Source organism: Fodinibius roseus (assembly GCF_900129315.1).
In the GTDB taxonomy this organism is placed as follows: Bacteria; Bacteroidota; Rhodothermia; order Balneolales; family Balneolaceae; genus Fodinibius; species Fodinibius roseus.
The window spans coordinates 51,661-74,613 of record NZ_FQUS01000011.1 but is presented as its reverse complement, the minus strand read 5'-3'; the positions used below and the strand labels follow the sequence as shown (position 1 = coordinate 74,613).

Here is a 22,953-nt window from a genome sequence, read left to right as displayed (position 1 = left end):
AACAACTGTGGATGTTAAAAAATGGGTAATTAATTCGCCTAAGGTACGTTAGAAAGATATCACAGCTAATAAAACGATAAAATTCGAGTCATTATGAGCGCAAAAAAACTCTTAGCTCCCAATGTTGCGATTCTCCTCGCACTTTCTATTTTTTGGCTTGCGGGAGTTGAAACCGTAGTCAAAGATGGTGATAAGGACCAGAAAAACCTGAAAAAATATGTGCAGGCCCAGCAACGTATTATCGATAATTATGTCGATCCGGTAGATGTCACAAACCTTTACAAGAGCAGTATCCGGGGACTGGTTTCCAATCTCCCCGACAGCACGATCAATCTTGCCAATACCCCGCTGGATACCTCTTTCACCGACTTAAATAAGGTTGAGGATCTCGGAGAATCAATTAAGCTCTTTGAAGAAGCTTATCGTTATATGGCTGAAACTTATCCCAATGTGAATATGACCAGCCGGACCGAAGATGCGCTCGAGGGCATGTTCCGGTCGCTCGACCCCCACTCTATCTATATAGAGCCCAAAACCAGTGATGCCATAGAAGACGAGTTTGCCGGTAAATTCCAGGGAGTCGGCATACAGTTTGATGTTATTGACGACACCATTACCGTCATTACGGCTATAGCCGGGGGACCCAGTGACCAGCTGGGCATCCGGTCCGGAGACCGTATTATAGGTATTAATGACAGTACCTCTGTTGGCTTTTCAAGAGAACAAGTAGTCAACACGCTGCGCGGCCCGAAAGGCTCTGAGGTGGATGTCACCATCAAGCGGCCTCATGTCAATGAATTGCTCGAATATACCATCACGCGGGATGACATTCCCCTTTATACGGTCGACACTTCCTATATGCTGGACGACCGGACGGGTTATGTCAAAATCAACCGTTTCGCGGCAACCACCCATGAAGAATTCATGGACGCGATGCGGGGACTCGAAGAAAAGGGGATGGAACGTATTGTGCTTGACCTCCGGGGCAATCCCGGCGGCTACCTGGGACAGGCAATTGCCATTTCTGAAGAATTTTTTCCCAAAGGTACTAAAATCGTTTCAACAAAAAGCCGTCATACCCGCTTTACCAGCGCCTACTTTTCGCGCAGGGATGGCGAATATAAAGATCTGCCGGTCATTACGCTGGTCAACAAGGGATCAGCCTCTGCCAGCGAAATCGTGAGCGGAGCTATCCAGGATCATGACCGGGGCCTGATCGTAGGTCAGCGCACCTTCGGCAAAGGTCTGGTTCAGCAACAGTATGAGCTGATCGACTCAAGCAAAATTCGCGTGACGATTTCCAAATATTATACGCCTTCGGGGCGCCTTATTCAGAAGCCTTATTCCAAAAAAGGTGGAGAGGAATACGCCTACGAAATCTATAAGCGGGAAGCGGATGCCGAAGGGGACGTATCAGAATTTGTATCTCATGTTTCCGACACCCTGAAATTTTCAACTGACGCCGGCCGTACCGTCTATGGCGGCGGAGGGATTGTACCCGATCATATTGTACAGGAAGATACCTCACAGTCGGCGGCCGTTTTTAATTACATGCAGCGTAAAGGGATCGGATTTGATTATGTACGGGAGTACCTGGATGATCATGGCGATGCCTTCCGCACGAAGTGGGAGGATGATTATGAGCGTTTCCGCGAGGAATTCCAGTGGTCTGAAGAAGATATGAACCGGGTTTTCAACATGCTTAAAGAAAATAATTTGGTCGTAAGCAACAGCGATACGCTTACCGAACCGGATTTCAAAGCCGATACGTTATACATTCCGGAGGGACACTGGGAAGAGGTTTCCTGGATGCCCGGCGGAGTGATGAAAGCGAGGTTGGCTCTGCAGGTGTGGGGACAAAAGAAGTATTTCCCGGTCATTAATGATGTCTTTGACAACGCCATTGAGAAGTCGATGAATATGTGGGATGAGGTCAGACAGCTGAAAGAATACGCGGCGAACCATACCAGGATGGCCGAAGGGGAACAATAACAATTCAGCCTCCGGGTACGCCCGCTATTCTGTAATTCTATCGCCCGGATCTACCGCGCTCGGCCTGTGCCGCGGATTTTTCTCCGTGAATTCGGCGTTCCGGGAGGTCACATAGTTACCGGTTTTTATCCCCCCCCATCTTCATAAAAACCGGCTCATAAACGCCACCACAGCCGTTTCAGCGCGCAACCGGTAAGCGCCAAGGGAAACCAGGCGCGCCCCTTCTTCTTGCGCTCTCTCCGCTTCTGTGGGTGAAAATCCGCCTTCGGGTCCCACCAGTAGCAACAGCCGATCTTCTTTATCCGCAACGGAAGCGGCTTCGTTTCCCCCGCCGGTATCACTGCTCACTTTTTCGTGAGCCATCAGGCACGGCACATCCGAAAAACGCTCGATCACTTCCTCCACAGAAAGGAATACTGAAATTTCGGGCAGCCAGCTGCGCAAGCTCTGCTTCATCGCAGAAAGTGCAATGGACTCCAACCGGTCTGTTCGCACATTCTTCTTGATGGTGTGTTCACTTCTGAAAAGGGCGATATGCCTTGCGCCAAGCTCCACTGCTTTTTCCACCGCAAATTCCAGGCGGTCCCTTTTTTTTATAATACCCATCCCCAAAATAAGCTCCGGGGCGGGGGCCGAAACCTGCTGCCGCTCTTCCAGCCTGACCTGCAGGGACGTTTCGCTGATACGCTCCACCGGTCCCTCATAACGGCCGCCCTGTCCGTCTACCACCACCAGCCGGTCGCCTTCCCGGACACGCAACACTTTTGAGGCGTGGGTGGCCTCCTGGCCGGTAAGCTCGGCGAAGTTGTGGTGAATCTGAGATGGTGGGGCATAAAAAATATTCATCAGCCTGAATATTGTGCAGTTGTAAGTTATCCGTTTCCTTTATTCAGCAGCATCAGCCGTTGTTTGGTTAGCATTTCCGGGTATAAATTCCGTTTCTGCGGTCTCTAACATAGCTTTGATATAGGGGATGCACAGTCCGCAATTGGTGCTGCAAAAACCGATCTCCTGCAATTCATGAACGGAAGTTATGTTATGTTCCCGCGAGTATCGCTTAATTTCCGCAAACATCCTGTTGTGACAGATACATCTGTTTATTCTACCCGGCGACATGGTTCTTATTATTGCTTGAAATGTTTACCTAATTTTAACTCCTGTCCCTGGTAATTGCTTTTTATATCCTCTCCGTAAATAGTTTCGGGGACTTCAGCATTCGGTTCAAATTTCATGCTGCAGAACGTCTGACCGTCTTCTATCAAAAAAGGCACATCGTGCGAGCGGACTTCAAGTACGGCTCGTGCCCCCTTGTCCTTTATCCTGCCCCCGAAACCGCTGTCGAAAAAACCGGCGTAGTGCGTGCGCAGCTCTCCGGAACCGGTATCATAGGCAATCATCTCGGCAGCGAGGTGTTCAGGAATGCGGCAACGCTCTTTGGAGGCAAAAATATAGAATGCCTCCGGTTCCAGGATGAGGTAGTCATCCTGCTGGGCATATATCGGCTCCCAGAATTCGGAAACCTCATAGTGATTTATCTTATCCAGGTCGATAAAATTCCGGTGTTTTTTGGCCTTGTAGCCAACAATCTGTCCTTTTTTACCATGTAGATTGACACTCAGGAAGAGTCCGCCATTCACTTTCAGGTCATCTACGGGCACGGTGCGACCATTTTCTTTAAACAACAACGGGTTGGAGCTGTGTGTGCGCAGGATATCCTGGTCGGAAAGCACCGTGTAACCGTGGCGCAGCCGGAGCTGATTGAGGCGGTGGCCCGTCTTCACGCGGATCGGAAAGGATTTGGGTACCACCTCCAGGTATAACTTGCCTTTATAACCGGAACGTATCTCCTCAAAGCGATGAGAATAATCCGTTATAACACGGGTAAACACATCCAGGCGTCCCGTAGTACTTTTGGGATTGGCTTTTGCCGACAGGTGCTCCCCCGATATAATCCGGTAGCTGGTGCCTTCTTCCGACTCATTAAACAGGGTTTTCTGTGGAGAAATGTGCGAAGGCAGCTGCAGCTCTTCCAGCAGCGGTATAATATACACGCAGTTGGGCTCCAGGATGGCTCCCTCTGTAATCGGAATTTCATACTGGCTCATTTTGTCCAGCTTATCCCCGACCGTCTCCTCCTCGGGTAAAAAGCTGCAGCGTACGCGGTAGGCTTTCTCTCCCAGCCGCAGGTCGATGGAATTGGGCTGAAACTGGTCATCCTCGATGGGATAACCCGGGGCAGACTGAATGATGCCGGCCCTGGACAGCACCCGCAGTTTTTGAATGGGTAAGATGCCCTTGGTTCGCAAATATACTTCTTGTGGGTCGCTGCTCATCTGACGTTAACTATTAATTTTTGTGCTTATTGAAAAGAGTCCGGATTAAATTATGATAGGGGCATACCTGACCGGTACCGTCGCCGACCGGCCCGTATGTTCTCAACTTTGCGAATCAATACATTCGTTTACTCATGACAAGGGAAAATGTTATCTTTAGTGTCAATTCAAACTGCGTATAAATATAGGAATTCAGAAGCCAGAATACAGATAATAAGAGGAATTAATTCTGACTTCCGGATTCCCGGTATCGGAGTGATTGTTTTCTATGGATATTCTTTTTTGGAGCGGCGGCAAGGATGCGTATTTAGCACTCCGGTTTTACCGGCAGGAACATCCCGGCCGGGAACTTCGCCTGCTCACTACCTATGAAGAAGAGACGGATATGGTACCGCACCAGCTGATTCCGATTTCCCATATCCGCAGGCAAGCGGCGAGCCTGGAAGTGGAACTGATCCGGGTGCCTCTGCCCTCCGCCTGCCCGAATGAAAAGTATCTTGAGGAAGTGGAACGGGCCCTGAAAACGCAATCCGTTCCCGTCGAATCCCTTATCTTCGGAGACTGGCACCTGCGGGACATCCGCCGGTGGCGGGAAGAGGTTTTCGGTGAAATGGGATATAATTGCCTGTTTCCCATTTGGGAGAAAAACATTCATGAACTGCTGCCGGTGCTTCAGCTCAACCCCGTCGACGTGACGATCAGCGCGGTCCGGGAGCAGTACCAGTCATTCATCCGCGTGGGGGAACCATTCGACCAGTCCTTTGTCGTGCAGCTCCAGCACCTGCCTGAAGAGATCGACCCCATGGGCGAACAGGGCGAGTTTCATACCAAAGTGACCTTCCGGGAGCTCAACGAAGAGAACCCTTAAAGAAATATTGTTTCTGTCCCTTTTGGCTTGACCCAAGAAAGAGTTGTCCATTTTTTGTCACCAAAAAATAGACGAAAAAAGTACTTTTGTACCTTAATACCAGGAAGTCGACAGCACTTTGTCCCCAACCTCTATGCGATCCACCACGTCCATGCCTTCGACCACTTTCCCAAACCGGGTATAACGGCCGTTGAGGTGCGGTGACCATTGGTGCATCATGAAATACTGGCTGCCTTCGGTATCCCTGCCCGCACTGGCGATGCCGGCTGTTCCGCGGACAAAACCCGATTCGGCGGTTTCGGTCGGCAGCATGAACCCGGGTCCCCCAAAACCGTCCCGCCGTTCAATATCCCCGCCCTGGATCACAAAATCAGGGACGACCCGGTGAAAGGGAACGTTCTCGTAGGCTCCCGTCCTGCTTAAACTGTCGATAGCCGAAACGGTGGCCGGAGCTTTGAGCGGGTCCATCCGGATGACAATATTGCCCTTCTCGGTATACAGCGTCCACTCGGGGTGCGCACCCAGCTCCCACAGGCGCTCCCAGTCGGGCGTTCTCAAATAAGTCCCTCCTTCTTTTTCGGGGGTTTCCACCTCTACCTGCCATCCCGTGTCATCCAGAAATCGATTCAACGGGGCATACTGTAAATCCGCCAGGGAATCAATAACCGGCTGAGCCTGCTGTTCAAAACGCTCCTTATACAGCGCGCCAAACTGCTGGTACACTTCGATGTCCCCCGGCAGCGAGAAGTCCTCCAGCGCCCGGTTGATCCGCTCGAAATCATCTGACCTGAACAGGTCCTCCTGCTCTAACAGTGGCCCGGTCAGGTAAGCTACGCCCCGGTCCCGCAGGTCAAGGGCATCGAACGTGATCTCCCGGAGCTGCCGGATCCTCTCCCCTGTCTTCTCCTGTTCCGGCAAATCTTCCCAGAAATCGGTCAGGCTTTTCATTGCATACATCACAAAAAGCGTATCCCCCCGGTCTACAATTTTCCTGACCTCCTGCAAATATTCATCGGCGGATTGCATGGACCGGTAGAGGGCCAGCTTCCGGGGCATCAGATAGGGATTTGATTCAACCACCCGTTCAATCCGGTCCGCATGCTCACGAACAATGGAGCTGTCCACTGACCCTGCAGCCCGCAAAGCTTCCAACCACACGCCTCCCGAAGAAAGCGTATCGGGAATCATCGACCCGGTAATATAGGAATGCAAATTCCCTCCCTTCTTCATTTTACCGGCAATACTTTGCAACGTTTGCTTCTTCACGTGGGCGTTCGGGTGAACCAGCAAAATTCTCGCGGCCAGTGCATTATCGCTGTTCATGTCGAGCTTGTCGAGCGATTTTGCCAATTCAATGGCAAGCTGTACCCGGTGCTCGAGATCCCGTTCTCCATTATAAAAATTCGTTACGGTATAGGTCCGCTCCGGTAAAATTTTACTGCCGTACTGATCCAGCACCCGGCTTATACCCAGTCCCTGCTCCCTCCACCGGCTCAGGAGTGTATCTTTGGCGGGGGAAGTAAGCGCGTTTTCGGGCCCCCGGTACCACCCGTAGAGATAGGCCTGCCTCACATTATCCCGATTGGCGCCAAAGGCTTTCTGAAGAATCTTTATCTGGATATCTTCCGTTATTTCATGCCGCATGATCAGCCTGCTCAGCGCAAGAGCATAGTGCTCGTTCTCTGTGATATCCTCTTCGAGGGACGAAAGCAGGATATTCAGGCTCTGCCGGTCTCCCTGCCGACCCAGTACGCGGGCGATGCCTGCTCGCTGTTCGGGCTGCTCCTCCCACCGCTGTTCCAGCGCTCTGAGCTGTTGACCGCTCATTTCGTGAGTACTGAGGGCAAACCAGCCCGTATCCGTGCCCTGTTGCGCCGCCAGCTCAATGAATGGGGCCAGGCTATCCACAGGCGTGGTTGCCAGGGCCCGCCAGGCCTGATTGCGAACCGTATCGCTTTCGTGCGAAAGATAGGGTCTTATATCGCCGGCATCCCGCCGGTACAGGGCCTCGTAAAGCCCGGGATAAGTATTGGTGATCGTAGTATCGACGATGGGAGAAGCACTTATATACGTTTCACCGCTCTCTGAGGACCATTTCAGCATCAGAATAACGGTTATGACCAATACGGCAAAAAGAATCCACGCCCGAAGCCTGATATATCGCATGAAATGCAGATTAACTTATAATATTGATAACGGCGGCCATTGTAAAAGCCTGTTCTGTTCCCGAATCCCCCCGAATCAGGGACATACGGATTTGGCAACGCCTTTTACTGAAAATAAATGCCGTTTATTTACAAAATCAGATAGATGGTTTTTCCCGGGGCTCCGCTTCCTCGACCCGCTCCTCATCCTTTTTATCATGGATGGTATTTAACCGGCCGTTGGCGTCTTTCCTTGCCTCATAAAGCTGCGAATCCTTGATCCACGCACGTCCCCCGTCACGCTGCAAGCGTTTGGTATTTTTAAACATAAAAGCCTGTTCGTGCAAATTCGGTAATCTGTTAGCCATTGTGCCTTTGCTTCCGTTAATATTCCTCGACCCTGCAACATACCACTTTTGACTCTTTTGTTCATCTAATTTTTTGCTTTGCTTTCAGCGTCTAAACGCTTATATTTGGGATCTATCGAAAAGGAATAGTTATAACGCTAAATAATCAATTAGATGTACGCAGTTGTAGAAATAGGTGGGCATCAGTATCGCGTTTCCGAAGGCGATGTCCTGTTTGTAGATAAACAAAGTGATGAAGTCGATCAGGCCCTTACGTTCGATCGGGTAATGCTCATTAACGATGACGGCAAGGTGACGGTCGGTAAGCCCGCTGTTGAAGGAGCTACTGTTGAAGCGACCCTGCTCGACAATGTCAAGTCGGACAAGGTTATTGTTTTTAAAAAGAAACGACGCAAAGGTTATCAGGTAAAACGCGGGCATCGGCAACCGATGTCACAGATCGAAATTAATACGATTTCGGTTGCTTCAGATTCTGAAGAGCAACCCTCATCCGAAGAAGAATAAAAATTTCAGACAGTTATGGCACATAAGAAAGGACAAGGTTCAACAAAGAACGGCCGCGACTCGATATCGAAGCGGCTCGGTGTAAAAAAATACGGGGGAGAAAAAGTCCGCGCCGGTCACATCATTGTTCGTCAGCGGGGCACCAAATTTCATCCCGGTGAAAACGTGGGGCGCGGCAAGGATGATACCCTCTTTGCCAAAGAAGACGGACAAGTAACCTTCCGCGTGCGTTCCGGCGGACGCAAGTACGTGAACGTTGAGCCCGTAGCGTAACAAGCATAGCATAAGTTCATTTTCTGCGAAAGGCGTTAAAAAACCAGGAATATTAGTAAATATCACAGCCTGGAGCGCATTCAAAACCACGGCATATAAAGCGTATTAGGACTTTGGATGCGCAAAAATGCAGAAATCAGCCAAAAGAACGGTTTTACAAAGTCTTTTACAAGATATTTAAAGCCCTGGTTTCCATTGAGACCGGGGCTTTTTTATATTCCCTCCTATGGAAGAACAAAAACAACTGCCCGGACTCCCCCACTTGAATATCGGATCGATCTTTTGTATCGGCCGCAACTATGTAGCGCACGCCCGCGAGCTTGACAATGATGTGCCCGACCAGCCCATGGTCTTTCTCAAGCCCGCAAGCAGTATCACCTTTGAAGGGCCGATTCTGCTGCCCCCTCAAAGCAATGAAGTCCACCACGAAGTTGAGCTCGTCGTCGCTCTCCAAAAAGGAGGCAAAGATATACCCGGGGACGAAGCGCTTTCTCATGTGGGCGGCTACGGCGTGGGAATTGATGTGACCGCCCGGGATATCCAGGCCCGGGCCAAACAAAAAGGACATCCGTGGTCGGTCGCCAAAGGTTTTGATACTTTTGCTCCGATCAGTACCTTTGTTCCAGGCGACCGGGTGCCGGATCCTCAGGATCTGGGGCTGTCACTGACCGTAAACGACAGGAAGCGGCAGCAGTCCAATACCCGGCTGATGATTTTCCCGGTAGCGGATCTCATCCGATATCTCTCAACCATTTTTACCCTGCGTCCGGGCGACCTCATTTTTACCGGTACCCCGGAGGGGGTTTCTCCCCTGCGCTCCGGTGATCATATTGAAGCAGCTCTGGATCCGACGCTGGCTCATTTAACCATAGAGGTAGCATAGATTATTATGAGGATACTCGTTTTGCTCCTTGCTGTCGGCATGCTGCTGCCGGTCGATATGCTTATCGCGCAATCCGGACGGACCTTTGATCCGGCCGATGCCACCTATCTTTGGCCGACCAATGCCAGCCATCACCTGACCTCAACGTTCGCTGAAACGCGCTCCCGCCATTTCCATGCGGCCCTGGACATCAAGACCTGGGGACAACGGGGATACGAAATATATGCGACGCGTGACGGGATCCTCCACCGCATTGCCGTAAGCCCTACTGGCTATGGCAAGGTGATCTACCTGAAACATGATGACGGATCTTACTCCATTTACGCCCACCTGATGAGCTTCAACGAGGAGCTGCAGCAGTTTGCCGACTCCATCCGTTTTGCCGAAGATTTTACTCCCTCCTTCGACCGGGTCGTGGAAGATCAGCATATCCGGGTACAACAGGGGGATGTGATCGCCTACAGCGGGGCCTCCGGCATCGGTCCGCCTCACCTGCATTTTGAGCTTCGCCGGCCCGACCACAGTCCCTTCAATCCCCTGCAAACCAATCTCACGGTGCAGGATAATATTTCTCCCACCATATCGGGCCTCTCCGTGGAACCGCTGTCCCCCCAGTCCACCATTGAGGGGATGAAACAGGTCTACACGCGCAACCCGCACCGGCAAAACGGAACGTTCCATTTCGGCACCATAGAGGTGAGCGGTGCCGTGGGACTCGGCCTGGATGTGTACGATCAGTCCAACGGCATATCCAACGCCTATGCTGTCTATGAGCTTTCTCTGTCGGTAAACGGGCGAGAGCGTTTCTATTCCAGGGTTGACAGTTTCTCTTATGCCGAGACGCACCAGATGTTCATCGACCGGGTCTACCCGCTGCTCCGGGACCACGGCAAAGCCTATCAGCGGCTTTTTGTGGCCGACGGTAATACCCTCCCCTTCTACAGAACGAACCGGCAGCAGGGACGGCTTTACCTGCCGCCCGGCGAACATGCGGTCACCATAAGGGCCACAGATTTTTTTGGCAATCAAAGTACTGCCGTTGTGAACCTCAGGGTAAAGGAAAGCGCTACTGAGCGATTTACTGACCGGCCACGGATATTCTCTCCCCAGAAAGTACGGGAAGTCGACATCAATGACTGGCGCTGGTTTGACAACTGGGTGATGATCCCTGAAGAAGATTACCGGGAGATTACCGTTGCCACGCCCGATCCCTGGCGGCTTAGCTCGCACCGCGAGGAGGTCATCATAGATTTAAAGACCCTGGATAATCTTTTCATGAACATCCCCGGCATGAGTCCCACGATCTTTCACCGGATGGTGCCGGAACAAAAAGGGTTGATTACCTCCGTAAACCGACAGGCGATGGCGCTCTTTCCGGAGCATACGTTTTATGATACGGTGTCGGTGACCCTCTCCTCCAAACGTTTTGCTCCCGATTCTATCAAGGTTACCGTCGGTCCCGAGGCCTATCCGGTGGACAAATCCTATGAGTTGCGTGTAAAACGAGACTCCATGTTGACCGATACCTCCGGGTTGGCTTTTTACAAGTATAGTAAACGATACGACAACTGGTATCCGGTTACCACACGCTTTACGGAGGAGCATATTATAGCGGAGAGCAGAACGCTCGGAACCTTTATCAGCCGCAGGGATACCACGGCTCCCGAAGTCAGCCGTCCCCGGCTGCACCGGCGGCCCGACGGACAATGGCTGGTTTATATTAGCGTAACAGACAATCTTTCCGGCATTGATCATGAGCGGACCGAAATCAGCGTGAACGACCGGCGGGGGCTTGCCGAATACGAGCCCGAGGACCAGCGTATGGCGTATTATCACCCCGAATTCACTCCTACAGCAACGATGGACATACGGGTCACCCTCTATGATCGCACGGGCAACAAAACCAGCGAAACCTTCCAGCTGGGAAGATAGGACGGGATTTTTATATAAAAGCCGTGCACCCGATTTCTACCTTGCAGTTTTTGGGAAGGGTCTTAACGGCTACCGTCTCGCGTGCGGGAGGTTGCTGGTCAAAATAACGGCCGTAAATATCATTGACGGTCGCAAAGTTATCCATATCGTCAAGGTAGATACCGCATTTGATAACCTTGTCGAAGCCGGAACCCGCCTCCTCCAGCACCGCTTTTAAATTTTCCATTACTTGTATGGTCTGCGAGGCTACATCCGAACCTGCAAACTCCATGCTTTCAGGCTCCAGACCGATCTGTCCCGAACAGTATACCAGATCGTTGTGTACGACTGCCTGGCTATAGGGACCGATGGCATCGGGGGCATCAGAGGTGTGGATGATCTTTTTCATAATGACTTTTTGGGGAATTAGCGTTACTCTCAAGTTGAATTAAAAAATCCTTTAACAGGGATGCAAACTTTTCCGGATGTTCCATCATGGGAGCGTGTCCGCATTTGTCAATCCAGTGCAATTCGGCATCCGGCAGCTTGTCCAAAAACATGTGAGCGACCTTCGGAGGCGTAATCTCATCCTGCCTGCCCCAGACAAGCAGTACCTTTTGCTTAATCTTCGGCAAGTGTTCCTCCATGTTATAAGAGTGGGTGTCGCGGGTAAGCGCCAGCAAATTGGTAAGCTTGGAGGGAGACTTGACAACCGTCATGATCTCATCCATGACCGTATCATCAATCAGGTCCTCGTAAAAGGTGAGGTTCGCCTGTTTCCGAATAAAATCCCGGTCTTTGCGCCGCGGAAAGGTAGACCCGAAATCTTTCTCCAGGAGTCCCGAGCTGCCTGTCAAAACAAGTGCCGCGATATCATCCTGATATTTTTGTGCGTAATCCAGTGCCAGGTGCCCCCCCATCGAATTTCCCAGGAGGACGGGATTTTTAATATCCAGGGCTTCACAAAAAGAACGCAGCCATTTCGTCAGCCTGCTGATAGATATTTCTCTCATTCCCAGCTCATAAATCGGAATTTTAGGAACAAAAATGTTATATCCCTGTATTTGTTTAAGAAGGGGATCATAATTACTTAATCCTCCAAACATGCCATGAAGCAGAATAAGATTCTGTGCATTGGATGCTTCGGTTGAAATATGTAAATACTCAAAACCGTTCTTTTCATGTACCTTAAAGTCACTCGTTCCAAACATGCATTATCTCAGATCAATTAAAATAATAATGAAAACAGATGCGTAATATAACAATTTCTAATTGATTATATTGCAGAAAGGACGATATATGGTTACTTTCCCTTCCACTTACTGGATTTTTAATATTGAATACAACAGAAATAGACTATCATGTTAATAAAAAAATTACCTCACGTACTATTAACACTGCTTATCGGCATTTTAGTCGGCTGTGGAAGTACTAATCCCCTGGCTGATGAAGCACAATCGAATATCGAAAGCCAAAATTTTGAGGAAGCACTCGCCGCGGCAGAAAAATCTATAGAGCAGAATCCACAAGATCCGATCGGATATTACTACAAGGGAGTGGCGTTAGGCGAGATGGCCGGGGCGGAGGAAGACCCCCAGGCTCGTGCTGAGACGTACAAGGAAATGAATGCCGCATTCGCCGAAGCCAAGGAAGTCGCTGAGACCGCAGAAGAGGTGCCCGGCGAGATTGAACGTATTGATGATGTCAAAAATGTTCTGTGGCAGACGGAACATAACCGCGCGGTTGAACTGGCCACCGACGACAGTCTGAAACAAACGGTGGATAACCCCCTCGAGCAATCCATGTATCATCTTAAGAATGCCACCAGTATTCAGCCCGATAGTCTCCTGTCCTGGGATGTACTCTCACAGGTGGCCGCAATGAATCAAAGTTTTGAGGAAGCGGCCAACGCCAAAGAGAAGTTCATCTCTATGGCCCAGGATACCTCGCTGGAAGCCAATGATTACCTCCAGCTGGCCAGCTATCATTTTCAGCTGGATAACCAGCAGGAAGTTGTCAACAGCCTTGAAAAGGCCCACGACCAGTTCCCCGACAATCAGGAAATTGTTTCCAATCTGGCCGATGCCTACCAGAGAGTCGGTGAACCGGAAAAGGCGATTGCCACCGTCGAAAAACTTGTGGAACAGGAGCCTGAAAACCCGCAGTATCATCTTGTGTTAGGGACTCAAATTTACCAACAGGCCCTGACCCTGACGGACAGCCTCTCGGCGAACTCCAATGAAATTATCAACCTCCGCCAAGAGATTAATAACAGCAGTGATTCCGAGAAACAAAATATTCAGCAGCAAATCGAGAATCTTCAGCAGGAAAACCGGCAGCTGCAATCCAGAATTGACGAGCTGACGGATCGTGCCGAGGAAGAGCTGAATACCGTACTCGAATACCGTCCCAATGATGATGCCGCTTACAATACACTGGGCATCATTTACCAGAATAAAGCCAAAGCCTTGTTCGATCAGCGAAATCAAACAACGGACAACCAGAAAGCGGCCGAGTTAGATAAACAGGGGCAGAAGTTTCTGAAAGAAGCAATGCATAATTATGAAAGAGCGGCTGAAATTGATCCCAATAACCAGGGATACTGGAAGAGCCTGTTCAGTATCTATACTGCTTTGGGAATGGATGAAAAGGCACAAGAGGCGATGAAAAAAGCCGGAATGCAATAAAATACGCTTGGCCACTCCATATGATAAATTCATATACCCGAATAGCAAGCCTTATGCTTGCATTCGGGTTCTTTTTTGGTTGTTCCGCTACCCGGAGCAGCACCGACCACACTAACAATATATCCTCCGGTGACAGTGGGGAGGCCCATTTTGAGCAGCGGATCACCGCCATCGACCAGCAGCTTCAATCGGATCCGTATAATCCTTCTTTATATTTTGAAAAGGGAGAACTGTTGATTAAGTGGGCCCGGGAGAAAGATGATCCCGACCAGCGTACGCCCTTATACACCGAAGCAGACCTGGTTCTCGAAAAGGCAGACAGCCTGCTCGAAACCCGACCGGATTCCAGCGTCGACACCCTTCATTACGATCAGCTCCGTAAAGTGGCCTGGAGCAGTGAGCACAACCGGGGCATAGAACAGTACCGGGAGGCTTCATCGGAAGGAGAATACCGGCAGGCAGCGATCCATTTTAACAACGCCACCTTCATTATGCCGGCTGAACCTGTCTCTTATCAGATGGCCGGCAAAACCTATTTCGAAGGGAATGAGTTACAGCAGGCCATTGTCGTACTCGAACGTGGCCGCATAAACGTATCCCCGCCCCCTGTCGACCTGCTGGAATCGTTAGCTTTCCTGTATGTCGAAACGGATCAGCTGCAAAACGCAATTACGATTTACAAACAGGCACGGTCGCAGCGTAAAAACAGTTTCAGCCTGATGCATGGGTTGTCCAATGCTTATATAGAGGCAGAAGATCACCACAATGCTATTACCATACTTCGAGAGCTGAGTGACAGGAAGCCGGATAATATAACATACCGGTCTTCCCTGGCTTCGGAGTATTACAAAGCCGGACGGGAGAAAATGATCACTATGACCGGGGAACTCAAAGAAGGCAAGGAGTTCGATGCCGCTGATTTTGCTATTGCTGATTCACTGTTTAACCAGGCTGAAGATCATTATGTTGATATCGTGGACGGGCAATCCGGGGACGCTCATCATCTCTATGAGACCGTACAGTTCTATCATAACAAAGCTGCCCAGTACCAGCGGCTGCTGCCCTATCTGGATCAACAACGGGAAACGGATCTCAAAAAACGCATTGAACAAAATATATCTGCTTCGGTTCCATTGCTGGAACAACTGACTGAACAACATCCTACGGAACAGTTGTGGAAATACCTTTACCGAACCTACAGCTATCTTGGCATGCAGGAAGAGGCCGAAAAAGCTAAAGCAAATTACTAAATCGCATATCATGAGATTCAATACCAAAACCATTCATGCCGGCCAGCAGCCGGAAGAAACGTCGGGCGCCGTTATGCCCCCGATTTTTCAAACGTCAACCTATGCACAGGAAGCTCCCAACGTCAATAAGGGATATGATTATGCCCGGGTGGGCAACCCCACCCGCACGGCCCTTGAAAAGTTGATAGCGGGATTGGAAGAAGCCGATGAATGTGCCTGCTTTGCCAGCGGGTGCGCCGCTATAGATGCGGTGCTGAAGATGTTTCGTCCCGGCGATCATATCATCGCCTCCAATGACCTTTACGGCGGGACCTACCGGCTGTTTACCCGGGTGTTTGAGCCGATGGGTGTTGATTTTTCATTCATAGACATGACCGATATGGCTGATGTGGAAGAGGCGCAGACCAATCAGACCAAACTGCTTTGGATTGAAACACCGACCAATCCCCTTCTCCGCATTGTCGATATTGCTGAGCTTGCAACCTTTGCCCGGGATCATGATATCCTCTCTGTAGTTGACAACACTTTTGCTTCTCCCTGCCTGCAGCGTCCGCTTACGCTCGGCGCCGACGCGGTACTTCATTCAACAACCAAATATCTCGGGGGACATTCTGACGTCATCGGCGGAGCCGTCGCATCTTCGAATAAAGAGGTGATGGAGCAGCTCCGGTTCCAGGTAAAAACAACCGGCGCCGTTCCCGGTCCCATGGACTGCTATCTCACCTTGCGAGGCATCAAAACACTGTCCGTGCGCATGCGGGAGTCGGTAAAAAATGCCAAAAGAGTGGCCGCTTTTTTAGATGAGCACCCACAGGTTGACCAGACGATCTATCCGGGACTCCAGCACCACCCGCAACACGATATTGCTGAAAGACAGATGGATGATTTTGGTGCCATGGTCTCCTTCTCGCTAAAGGGCGACTCTCAGGAGCAGGCGCAAGCATTTATGAGCCGTACCTCGATCTTTACCCTTGCAGAAAGCCTCGGCGGCGTAGAATCGCTCATCAGCCACCCTGCATCGATGACGCATGCCTCCATACCCAAAGAGGTTCGCAAAAAAGCCGGACTCAAGGATTCTTTAATTCGTCTTTCGATCGGGATTGAAGACGCAGACGACCTGGTCGAGGACCTGGAGCAGGCTTTTGGGTAGATCCGGGTTATCAGTTATCAGTTATCAGTTATCAGTTATCAGTTATCAGTTATCAGTTATCAGAGGCTGATAATTTCGAATGACCTTGTCAAAAATTACGTTGAATTATTACCCGCAGGTTAACTGCAAATTAAAAAGGCTATCGCCTTTTAGACGGTTGCGATGACTACCATTTGACTATCATACGCTGTTGTACTCATTTGGTTAATGGTTACTGGTTTACTCAGTGCTCTTTTTTAAAATATCTTTGACAAACATCGATTCACAGCTTAGTACCTTCTACTTAACCCTTAATATACTACCCTATGAAAAATGTAGTGATTATAGCCGCGAAGCGAACGCCTGTCGGATCGTTCGGAGGCACTCTCTCCTCCTTTTCTGCCCCCGAACTGGGAGCGGTGACCATCACCGAGGTTATAAAAAAATCCGGGATCAGGCCCGATGATGTGCAGGAAGTGGTATTCGGCAATGTACTTACCGCCGGAATCGGTCAGGCCCCCGCCCGCCAGGCCGCCCTGAAAGCGGGGCTCTCCGAATTGACACCGGCTACGACGGTCAACAAGGTCTGTGCCTCCGGGATGAAAGCTATTATGATTGCAGCCAATCAGATTCAACTGGGAGAAGCGGACATTATTGCTGCCGGCGGCATGGAAAGTATGAGCAATGTCCCCTATTATCTCCCCGAACACCGATTTGGCTCAAAGCTGGGTCACACGCAGGTCGAGGACGGTATTATAAAGGATGGACTGTGGGATATCTATAATGATTTTCACATGGGCAACGCTGCTGAATTATGCGCCTCGGAATGTAACATCAGCCGTGAGGAACAGGACGAGTTTGCCATTACGTCATACAAACGGGCGATCAGGGCCCACAAAGAGGGACGTTTTACAGACGAGATTATTGAGATGAAAGTGACGGATCGCAAAGGTAATGTGAGCAAGGTACGCATGGATGAAGAGCTGGATCGCGTCAATTTCGATAAAATCCCGCAGCTGCGGCCGGTTTTTGACAGCGAGGGCACGGTTACACCCGCGAACGCCAGCAGTATCAATGACGGCGCAGCGGCCGTCCTGTTGATGAGCGAGGAGAAAGCAGAAGAGATGGGCATCGCACCGCTGGCCCGCATTCTCAGCCAGGCCAGTACGGCCAAAGACCCCGAATGGTTCACCACGGCCCCCTCCGATGCCATGCCCAAAGCGTTAAAGCGCGCCGGACTCCAGAAAGAAGAGATGGATCTCTTTGAGATCAATGAAGCGTTTTCAGTGGTTTCCCTGGCCAATAATAAAATCATGGAACTGAATCCCGAAAAGGTGAATATTCACGGGGGAGCGGTAAGCATTGGTCATCCTGTCGGATGCTCCGGCGCACGCATTATGGTCACGCTTATCCATGCCCTGAAGCACTCGGGCGGGACTTACGGCTGTGCGGGTATCTGTAACGGCGGTGGGGGCGCCTCTTCCATGGTTATTGAGAGGCTCAACTGATCACTGTTGACGGGCTGCTAAAAAAATACCGGAAATAACGCCTGTTGCATGGAATAGTTAAGATATAAACGCTCTTCATCATATAAAAAACTGCTTTTTTTAGCACTATATGGTTCTCGCGTTTCCTTACACGAAGGCAAAGACCTTTACATCTTTTATTATTCGTATAAATCATATATTTTCATAATACTGATACGAAATCAGTGCATTAACGCTGCTAAATAAGCATGTTCCAGGAACCGGCACTTATTTATTTTGGGCTTTCTGGCTACTCATTTGTTGTTATGATAAAAAAAATACTCTCAGTCCTTGTCCCCTTGCTTTTGTTTGCCGCTGCCGGCCAGGCGCAAGTGGGTATCACGTCGGTCCCCTTTCTTCAGATTGAACCTGATTCGCGGGCGGCAGGTATGGGCAACACCGGTGTTGCCATCGCGGATAATGCTTCCGCCGTTTTTTGGAATCCTGCGGGACTTGCGTTTCAAAATGGCAACCAGGTAAGCATCACACACAGTGAATGGCTGCCGCAGTTTAATGTGGACCTGTTTTACGATTATTTGGTAGGTAAATATCACGTTAAAGACATCGGCACTTTTGGTGCCCATATTACCTACCTCAACTTGGGGGAACAGCAACATACAACCCGAATAGACCCTACGGGAGAAAGATTGGGCCGATTTAACAGTTATGAATTTGCGGGGGGAATATCCTACGGGTACCAGATTGATGAGCATTGGTCTGTGGGGACGGGTTTCAGATTTATCCACAGCAGTCTTGCGGACGGTATTGGAGACTTCGAAGGAGATAAAATTGAGCCGGGATCGAGCGTTGGTTTTGATATGGCCGGGATGTACCAGTCCGACACCTTTATTTTTTTAGAACGTGATGCCGCCTGGAGTGCCGGTCTCAATATCTCGAACATCGGTCCCGGTGTAAACTATACCAATAATGCCGAGAAAGACCCGCTGCCCACGATGTTTCGTATTGGCTGGTCCTTTAAAACCGATCTTGACAGGAAGGGCATAAATACGCTGACGATTGCCAATGACTATTCCAAAGTGATGGCGCGTAAGGACGAAGGAGCCATCAGCTCGCTCTTCACCTCGTGGGGCAGCTTTAACCGTGACATAGGCGACGGGAGAACGGCTACACTGAATACGTTTCAGCAACTGCTGGTAGCGACCGGGCTGGAGTACTGGTACGATGAGCTATTTGCAGTGCGGACGGGTTATTACTACGAAGACCCTAACAACGGTGATCGACAATTCTTGACGCTTGGAGCCGGACTTCGACACCAATTCTTTGGCGTGGACTTTAGTTATATCTACACGCTCGGCGATGAAAATCATCCGCTTGCAAACACTACTCGTTTCGGATTGATCCTTGACTTTTAGCAGAGATATATCAGATATCCCGGCGTCAGCTGGCCACCTGCATTATGCTTCCCTTCCCTGTTTTTGCTGTATGCCCCTGGTTAAAGTTCCAAATATCTTCAAAATAATTCGTTATTTTTCGGAACATGTTTGACCTGCTACAATTTTACAGTAGGTATATCGTTTTCATCAACGAAACAATAACTATGGTAGCTAACCTCTATGCGAACAAATAAAAAAATATATGTGGGTGTTGGCAGCGTTATTGCTGCCGGTATTCTTTTCCTGTTTCTGATGGATAGCTTTATCATGCCCGCATATACTAATTATAACGAAGGGGTCACGGTTCCCAAGGTATCGGAACTTTCACTCGCCGATGCAGAAGATAAACTTACCGACCGTGGACTCCGGTTTGAGGTAGCCGAGCGACGCTCCAATGAAGCATATCCTGCGGACTATGTGATTGATCAAACTCCTGAGGCCGCTAATATTGTAAAACCCGACCGAAAAATATACCTTACGGTCAACACCGAAGCCAACCCTACCGTTACCGTCCCTGACGTTGTGGACCTGTCACTGAGAAATGCCCGGATCCAACTAAGTAATGAAGGACTGAGCGTTGGAACAGTCAGTTTTGAATCCTCGCGTTTTAAAGATGCTGTTTTACAACAATCCATCCCCCCTCAGACGGTCGTCCCCCAGGGAGAATCAATCGACCTTACCGTAAGTGACGGACTGGGAGAAAAACTGGTTACAGTCCCCGACATCAAAGGATTGCGACTTTCAGAAGCTCAACAGGAATTACAGAAAGTAGGACTGCGCGTCGAGGAAATTGAATACGAGCCTACGAAAGCAGCAGCTCCTAATATCATCCTCGATTACTCTCCGCAAGATGATCAGGTTATCCAGGGAGAGACCCTTAAACTCATTGTCTCTGAACGCTACGGCGACCAGGAGGAATCCGAATCCGGTGCTACCATTGACACCACCGGGGGTACGCCGGACTCAAACCCTGGAGAGAACTAATACCTTTTTTTATGCAAAATAAACAACCTGTTATAGCTCCTTCCATTTTAGCGGCAGATTACAGCCGGCTTGGAGCACAAATTGAAGAGTGTAACAAAGCAGATATCCAATGGATCCACTGTGATATCATGGATGGCCATTTTGTACCCAATATCAGTTATGGTGCTTCTGTTGTCCGGGCCGCAGCAAAAAGCACGGATGCCTTTATCGATGTTCACTTAATGATTGAAAATCCCGATGCCTTTATCGGGACTTTTGCAGAGGCGGGGGCCGGCCAGATTACCGTACACCAGGAAGCCTGTATCCACCTGCACCGTACTATCCAGTCTATTCGCCGGCACGGGCTTGCTGCCGGCGTGGCCGTCAACCCGGCAACCTCACTGCACACCGTAGAACCTATTATCAACGACGTTGACCTTGTGCTTCTTATGAGCGTAAATCCCGGCTTCGGCGGGCAATCGTTTATCCGGTCAACATATCAGCGCCTGCAGCGGCTCTGCACGATGCGCGAGGAACACAAGGCTGATTTTTTTATCGAAGTGGACGGAGGGGTGAATCTCGATAATATTGAAAAAATAAGTCGTTCCGGCGCCGATGTTTTTGTTGCCGGCAGTGCGGTATTCAAGGCTCCTGATATCCCTGCAAGAATTAACGAACTGTTAAGAGAAGCCAAGGCCGGAAAAGAAATGGTCATTTAGGGAAATGTTCCTTTACAATATTTTCATACAATTTCCTTATTTTATCCGTTGCATACATTTTAATACTTCCTATCAAAAAAAAATTTAACTATCGCAGAGCAATCAACTGTTAGCGAGCAAACATACCAGATAAAAGAGGTAGAACCGGTTCTTATTTTGGGATTCCGGGATGAACATCTAAAAAAACTGGAAAATTCGTATCCGGATACCAAGCTTACAGCACGGGGCAACGGCATCAAAATTTCCGGCCCGGAAAAAGACCGGGAGGAACTTCTTGAGATTTTTTCCGAGCTTGAGTCCATGGCCAAGCAAAACGGTGACCTTACGGATCAGGATGTGGATACCGTGCTTGCCCTTAAGCAGGACGATCAGAGCCCCAAACAAGCCAATCCCCTGCGCAGTCCGCATACCAGCGGTGATTTTATTCTCAATACTCACGACGGCAATGCCATCACCGCGAAGACACCGGGACAAAAGCAGATTGTCAAGGCATCGGCCACCAATGATATTGTCTTCACCATCGGGCCGGCCGGAACCGGCAAAACCTATACTTCGGTTGCGCTGGCCGTAAAAGCGTTGAAATCGCGGGAAGTCAAAAAAATTATCCTGGCGCGTCCCGCTGTGGAAGCGGGAGAAACGCTGGGATTTCTCCCCGGCGATCTGCGCGAAAAAATTGACCCTTATTTGCGTCCCCTTTACGACGCCCTGGAGGATATGATCGAGTACGACCGGCTGGAACTCCACCTCGCAAAAAATATTATAGAGATTGCTCCCCTGGCCTATATGCGGGGACGTACCCTTAACAATGCGTTCGTCATCCTGGATGAAGCCCAGAATGCCACCAACATGCAGATGAAAATGTTCCTGACGCGCATCGGCTTTAACAGCCGGGCCATCATTACGGGAGATATTACCCAGACCGACTTGCCTCAAAAGCAGCATTCAGGACTCATATCCATCCAGCATATCCTGAAAGATATTGAGGGCATCTCCTTTGTCTACCTCGATGAGAATGACGTGGTACGACACCGTTTGGTACGCGAAATCATTGAAGCCTATGACCGCCATGAGAATAAGAAGTAATTAAAAATGAAAAATACGAACATGTGGTGCGTTCTCATATTTTTCAATTTAATTTTATAATTTTTAATTGTAATAATTAGATGGCACATCCACAGACCAAAACAGCAGCCCATCCCCTCTACGAAGGCACTTTCAGCGTCGGTCTCGACAAAGAATTCAATCGCATCGAACGTGAAGATCCCCCCGCCAAAGGCGCACTCAAAATCTCACTCAATCCCTTCCTGATCCGGTCCGGGGATAAAAATATCCTGTTCGATGTCGGGGTGGGCGGCTTCGGCGAGGATACCAGTACTGAAACGATCAAAGAGAATCTCGAAGAACATAATCTTACAGAATACGATATCACGGATGTTTTTGCCAGCCACCTGCACTACGACCATATCGGTGGACTGGCCGGGCGCAGTGCCGGGTATTGGGAGCTGACCTTCCCGGAGGCCACCATCTGGGTTTCCGGAAACGGGTGGAAAGAGGTGATCGGCTCGGAGGAGTATTACGATGAGGAGAAAACACAATTTGCGCATTTTTTGGACGCCAAAGCGAATATCAGCTTTCTGGAGGAAGAGGATCAGCCTCACCCTGAAATTACCGTTAAAAAAATCGGCGGTCACACAAAATATTCCCAGCTTCTCCTTTTTGACGACGGGCAGCAAAAATATCTTATGGCCGGAGATGTATTAGCCAACCGCGGCGAGGTAAACAGAACGTTTGAGGCTAAATATGACGTCGATCCCAGGCGAAGCATGCAGATACGTAAAGAACTGACGCGCAAAGCATATGAGGAAAATTTTACCATCATGGGATACCACGATAGTCATCATCCGCTCTTCAGGCTGACCGATTATGATGAACAACAGGGGTATAAGATTGAGCCTGTTTAAAAATAACATCCATCGGACAATCGTATCCCACGGACAGCTGACCCCCGT

At 49.7% G+C, this 22,953-nt stretch carries 21 protein-coding genes; 15 read left to right on the top strand and 6 right to left on the bottom strand.

Translation table 11 applies throughout. From position 1 onward, the window contains the following. The first annotated feature begins 93 nt into the window (after positions 1-93). A complete protein-coding gene (locus BUB16_RS11405) occupies positions 94-1,992 on the top strand; it encodes a S41 family peptidase (RefSeq protein WP_073064027.1) in 1,899 nt (632 codons plus the stop codon). A gap of 141 nt (positions 1,993-2,133) precedes the next feature. Here the strand turns inward: BUB16_RS11405 and BUB16_RS11400 are convergent, their stop codons facing one another. After that, on the bottom strand, positions 2,134-2,838 hold the full coding sequence (locus BUB16_RS11400; RefSeq protein WP_073064024.1) for an RsmE family RNA methyltransferase: 705 nt from the start codon (positions 2,836-2,838) through the stop codon (positions 2,134-2,136). A gap of 278 nt (positions 2,839-3,116) precedes the next feature. After that, positions 3,117-4,325, bottom strand: a complete 1,209-nt coding sequence (locus tag BUB16_RS11390) for a 2'-deoxycytidine 5'-triphosphate deaminase (protein ID WP_073064018.1) — start codon at positions 4,323-4,325, stop codon at positions 3,117-3,119. Positions 4,326-4,593: 268 nt separating this feature from the next. Here BUB16_RS11390 and BUB16_RS11385 point away from each other — a divergent pair, with 268 nt between their 5' ends. Then, positions 4,594-5,193, top strand: coding sequence for a Dph6-related ATP pyrophosphatase (locus tag BUB16_RS11385; RefSeq protein ID WP_073064016.1), 600 nt, complete (start codon positions 4,594-4,596; stop codon positions 5,191-5,193). A 93-nt stretch (positions 5,194-5,286) separates the two neighbouring features. Here the strand turns inward: BUB16_RS11385 and BUB16_RS21790 are convergent, their stop codons facing one another. Together BUB16_RS21790 and BUB16_RS11375 are read right to left on the bottom strand one after the other, a co-directional pair. After that, positions 5,287-7,359 (bottom strand): peptidylprolyl isomerase, encoded by a 2,073-nt coding sequence (locus tag BUB16_RS21790; protein WP_211483151.1) that lies wholly within the window; start codon positions 7,357-7,359, stop codon positions 5,287-5,289. A gap of 136 nt (positions 7,360-7,495) precedes the next feature. Further along, on the bottom strand, positions 7,496-7,705 hold the full coding sequence (locus BUB16_RS11375) for a hypothetical protein (RefSeq protein WP_139240285.1): 210 nt from the start codon (positions 7,703-7,705) through the stop codon (positions 7,496-7,498). 153 nt (positions 7,706-7,858) lie between these two features. Between BUB16_RS11375 and rplU the strand changes: the two genes are divergently transcribed. The 4 genes from rplU (at position 7,859) to BUB16_RS11355 (ending at position 11,297) form a co-directional block, all read left to right on the top strand. Further along, the gene (rplU, locus tag BUB16_RS11370; RefSeq protein WP_073064012.1) at positions 7,859-8,209 is read left to right on the top strand and encodes a 50S ribosomal protein L21; all 351 of its coding nucleotides are present in this window, start codon (positions 7,859-7,861) and stop codon (positions 8,207-8,209) included. Between the two features lie 15 nt (positions 8,210-8,224). Next, a complete protein-coding gene (gene rpmA, locus BUB16_RS11365) occupies positions 8,225-8,482 on the top strand; it encodes a 50S ribosomal protein L27 (protein ID WP_073064009.1) in 258 nt (85 codons plus the stop codon). A gap of 226 nt (positions 8,483-8,708) precedes the next feature. Beyond that, positions 8,709-9,365 (top strand): fumarylacetoacetate hydrolase family protein, encoded by a 657-nt coding sequence (locus tag BUB16_RS11360; RefSeq protein WP_073064007.1) that lies wholly within the window; start codon positions 8,709-8,711, stop codon positions 9,363-9,365. Between the two features lie 6 nt (positions 9,366-9,371). After that, positions 9,372-11,297 (top strand): M23 family metallopeptidase, encoded by a 1,926-nt coding sequence (locus BUB16_RS11355; protein ID WP_073064006.1) that lies wholly within the window; start codon positions 9,372-9,374, stop codon positions 11,295-11,297. A gap of 10 nt (positions 11,298-11,307) precedes the next feature. Here BUB16_RS11355 and BUB16_RS11350 read toward each other — a convergent pair whose 3' ends face one another. Both BUB16_RS11350 and BUB16_RS11345 read right to left on the bottom strand, forming a co-directional pair. Beyond that, positions 11,308-11,685, bottom strand: coding sequence for a RidA family protein (locus tag BUB16_RS11350; RefSeq protein ID WP_073064002.1), 378 nt, complete (start codon positions 11,683-11,685; stop codon positions 11,308-11,310). Next, the gene (locus BUB16_RS11345) at positions 11,660-12,487 is read right to left on the bottom strand and encodes an alpha/beta fold hydrolase (RefSeq protein ID WP_073063999.1); all 828 of its coding nucleotides are present in this window, start codon (positions 12,485-12,487) and stop codon (positions 11,660-11,662) included. Before BUB16_RS11345 ends, BUB16_RS11350 begins: the two co-directional genes overlap by 26 nt. A gap of 150 nt (positions 12,488-12,637) precedes the next feature. Here BUB16_RS11345 and BUB16_RS11340 point away from each other — a divergent pair, with 150 nt between their 5' ends. The 9 genes from BUB16_RS11340 (at position 12,638) to BUB16_RS11300 (ending at position 22,905) form a co-directional block, all read left to right on the top strand. After that, positions 12,638-13,963, top strand: coding sequence for a tetratricopeptide repeat protein (locus BUB16_RS11340; protein ID WP_073063996.1), 1,326 nt, complete (start codon positions 12,638-12,640; stop codon positions 13,961-13,963). Between the two features lie 53 nt (positions 13,964-14,016). Next, positions 14,017-15,213, top strand: coding sequence for a tetratricopeptide repeat protein (locus tag BUB16_RS11335; RefSeq protein ID WP_211483150.1), 1,197 nt, complete (start codon positions 14,017-14,019; stop codon positions 15,211-15,213). 10 nt (positions 15,214-15,223) lie between these two features. Continuing rightward, positions 15,224-16,363: a cystathionine gamma-synthase gene (locus BUB16_RS11330; protein WP_073063990.1), complete on the top strand. Its 1,140-nt coding sequence runs from the start codon at positions 15,224-15,226 to the stop codon at positions 16,361-16,363. Positions 16,364-16,668: 305 nt separating this feature from the next. Next, the gene (locus tag BUB16_RS11325) at positions 16,669-17,850 is read left to right on the top strand and encodes an acetyl-CoA C-acyltransferase (protein ID WP_073063987.1); all 1,182 of its coding nucleotides are present in this window, start codon (positions 16,669-16,671) and stop codon (positions 17,848-17,850) included. A gap of 284 nt (positions 17,851-18,134) precedes the next feature. Then, positions 18,135-19,241 carry a type IX secretion system outer membrane channel protein PorV gene (gene porV, locus BUB16_RS11320; protein WP_073064289.1) on the top strand — a complete coding sequence of 369 codons (1,107 nt, stop codon included), beginning with the start codon at positions 18,135-18,137 and terminating at the stop codon, positions 19,239-19,241. 201 nt (positions 19,242-19,442) lie between these two features. Continuing rightward, the gene (locus BUB16_RS11315) at positions 19,443-20,246 is read left to right on the top strand and encodes a PASTA domain-containing protein (RefSeq protein WP_073063984.1); all 804 of its coding nucleotides are present in this window, start codon (positions 19,443-19,445) and stop codon (positions 20,244-20,246) included. An 11-nt stretch (positions 20,247-20,257) separates the two neighbouring features. Beyond that, positions 20,258-20,944: a ribulose-phosphate 3-epimerase gene (gene rpe, locus BUB16_RS11310; protein ID WP_073063982.1), complete on the top strand. Its 687-nt coding sequence runs from the start codon at positions 20,258-20,260 to the stop codon at positions 20,942-20,944. A gap of 156 nt (positions 20,945-21,100) precedes the next feature. Next, complete coding sequence (locus BUB16_RS11305) at positions 21,101-22,027, top strand: PhoH family protein (protein WP_244545688.1); 927 nt, start codon at positions 21,101-21,103, stop codon at positions 22,025-22,027. A gap of 80 nt (positions 22,028-22,107) precedes the next feature. After that, positions 22,108-22,905: an MBL fold metallo-hydrolase gene (locus tag BUB16_RS11300; RefSeq protein ID WP_073063974.1), complete on the top strand. Its 798-nt coding sequence runs from the start codon at positions 22,108-22,110 to the stop codon at positions 22,903-22,905. Positions 22,906-22,953: the final 48 nt, after the last annotated feature.

What these genes read in the sequence shown, in the direction of transcription:
- BUB16_RS11405 (WP_073064027.1), top strand. Translation starts at nt 94, where the DNA reads ATGAGCGCAAAAAAACTCTTAGCTCCCAATGTTGCGATTCTCCTCGCA.
- BUB16_RS11400 (WP_073064024.1), bottom strand. Translation starts at nt 2,838, where the DNA reads ATGAATATTTTTTATGCCCCACCATCTCAGATTCACCACAACTTCGCC.
- BUB16_RS11390 (WP_073064018.1), bottom strand. Translation starts at nt 4,325, where the DNA reads ATGAGCAGCGACCCACAAGAAGTATATTTGCGAACCAAGGGCATCTTA.
- BUB16_RS11385 (WP_073064016.1), top strand. Translation starts at nt 4,594, where the DNA reads ATGGATATTCTTTTTTGGAGCGGCGGCAAGGATGCGTATTTAGCACTC.
- BUB16_RS21790 (WP_211483151.1), bottom strand. Translation starts at nt 7,359, where the DNA reads ATGCGATATATCAGGCTTCGGGCGTGGATTCTTTTTGCCGTATTGGTC.
- BUB16_RS11375 (WP_139240285.1), bottom strand. Translation starts at nt 7,705, where the DNA reads ATGGCTAACAGATTACCGAATTTGCACGAACAGGCTTTTATGTTTAAA.
- rplU (WP_073064012.1), top strand. Translation starts at nt 7,859, where the DNA reads ATGTACGCAGTTGTAGAAATAGGTGGGCATCAGTATCGCGTTTCCGAA.
- rpmA (WP_073064009.1), top strand. Translation starts at nt 8,225, where the DNA reads ATGGCACATAAGAAAGGACAAGGTTCAACAAAGAACGGCCGCGACTCG.
- BUB16_RS11360 (WP_073064007.1), top strand. Translation starts at nt 8,709, where the DNA reads ATGGAAGAACAAAAACAACTGCCCGGACTCCCCCACTTGAATATCGGA.
- BUB16_RS11355 (WP_073064006.1), top strand. Translation starts at nt 9,372, where the DNA reads ATGAGGATACTCGTTTTGCTCCTTGCTGTCGGCATGCTGCTGCCGGTC.
- BUB16_RS11350 (WP_073064002.1), bottom strand. Translation starts at nt 11,685, where the DNA reads ATGAAAAAGATCATCCACACCTCTGATGCCCCCGATGCCATCGGTCCC.
- BUB16_RS11345 (WP_073063999.1), bottom strand. Translation starts at nt 12,487, where the DNA reads ATGTTTGGAACGAGTGACTTTAAGGTACATGAAAAGAACGGTTTTGAG.
- BUB16_RS11340 (WP_073063996.1), top strand. Translation starts at nt 12,638, where the DNA reads ATGTTAATAAAAAAATTACCTCACGTACTATTAACACTGCTTATCGGC.
- BUB16_RS11335 (WP_211483150.1), top strand. Translation starts at nt 14,017, where the DNA reads ATGCTTGCATTCGGGTTCTTTTTTGGTTGTTCCGCTACCCGGAGCAGC.
- BUB16_RS11330 (WP_073063990.1), top strand. Translation starts at nt 15,224, where the DNA reads ATGAGATTCAATACCAAAACCATTCATGCCGGCCAGCAGCCGGAAGAA.
- BUB16_RS11325 (WP_073063987.1), top strand. Translation starts at nt 16,669, where the DNA reads ATGAAAAATGTAGTGATTATAGCCGCGAAGCGAACGCCTGTCGGATCG.
- porV (WP_073064289.1), top strand. Translation starts at nt 18,135, where the DNA reads ATGATAAAAAAAATACTCTCAGTCCTTGTCCCCTTGCTTTTGTTTGCC.
- BUB16_RS11315 (WP_073063984.1), top strand. Translation starts at nt 19,443, where the DNA reads ATGCGAACAAATAAAAAAATATATGTGGGTGTTGGCAGCGTTATTGCT.
- rpe (WP_073063982.1), top strand. Translation starts at nt 20,258, where the DNA reads ATGCAAAATAAACAACCTGTTATAGCTCCTTCCATTTTAGCGGCAGAT.
- BUB16_RS11300 (WP_073063974.1), top strand. Translation starts at nt 22,108, where the DNA reads ATGGCACATCCACAGACCAAAACAGCAGCCCATCCCCTCTACGAAGGC.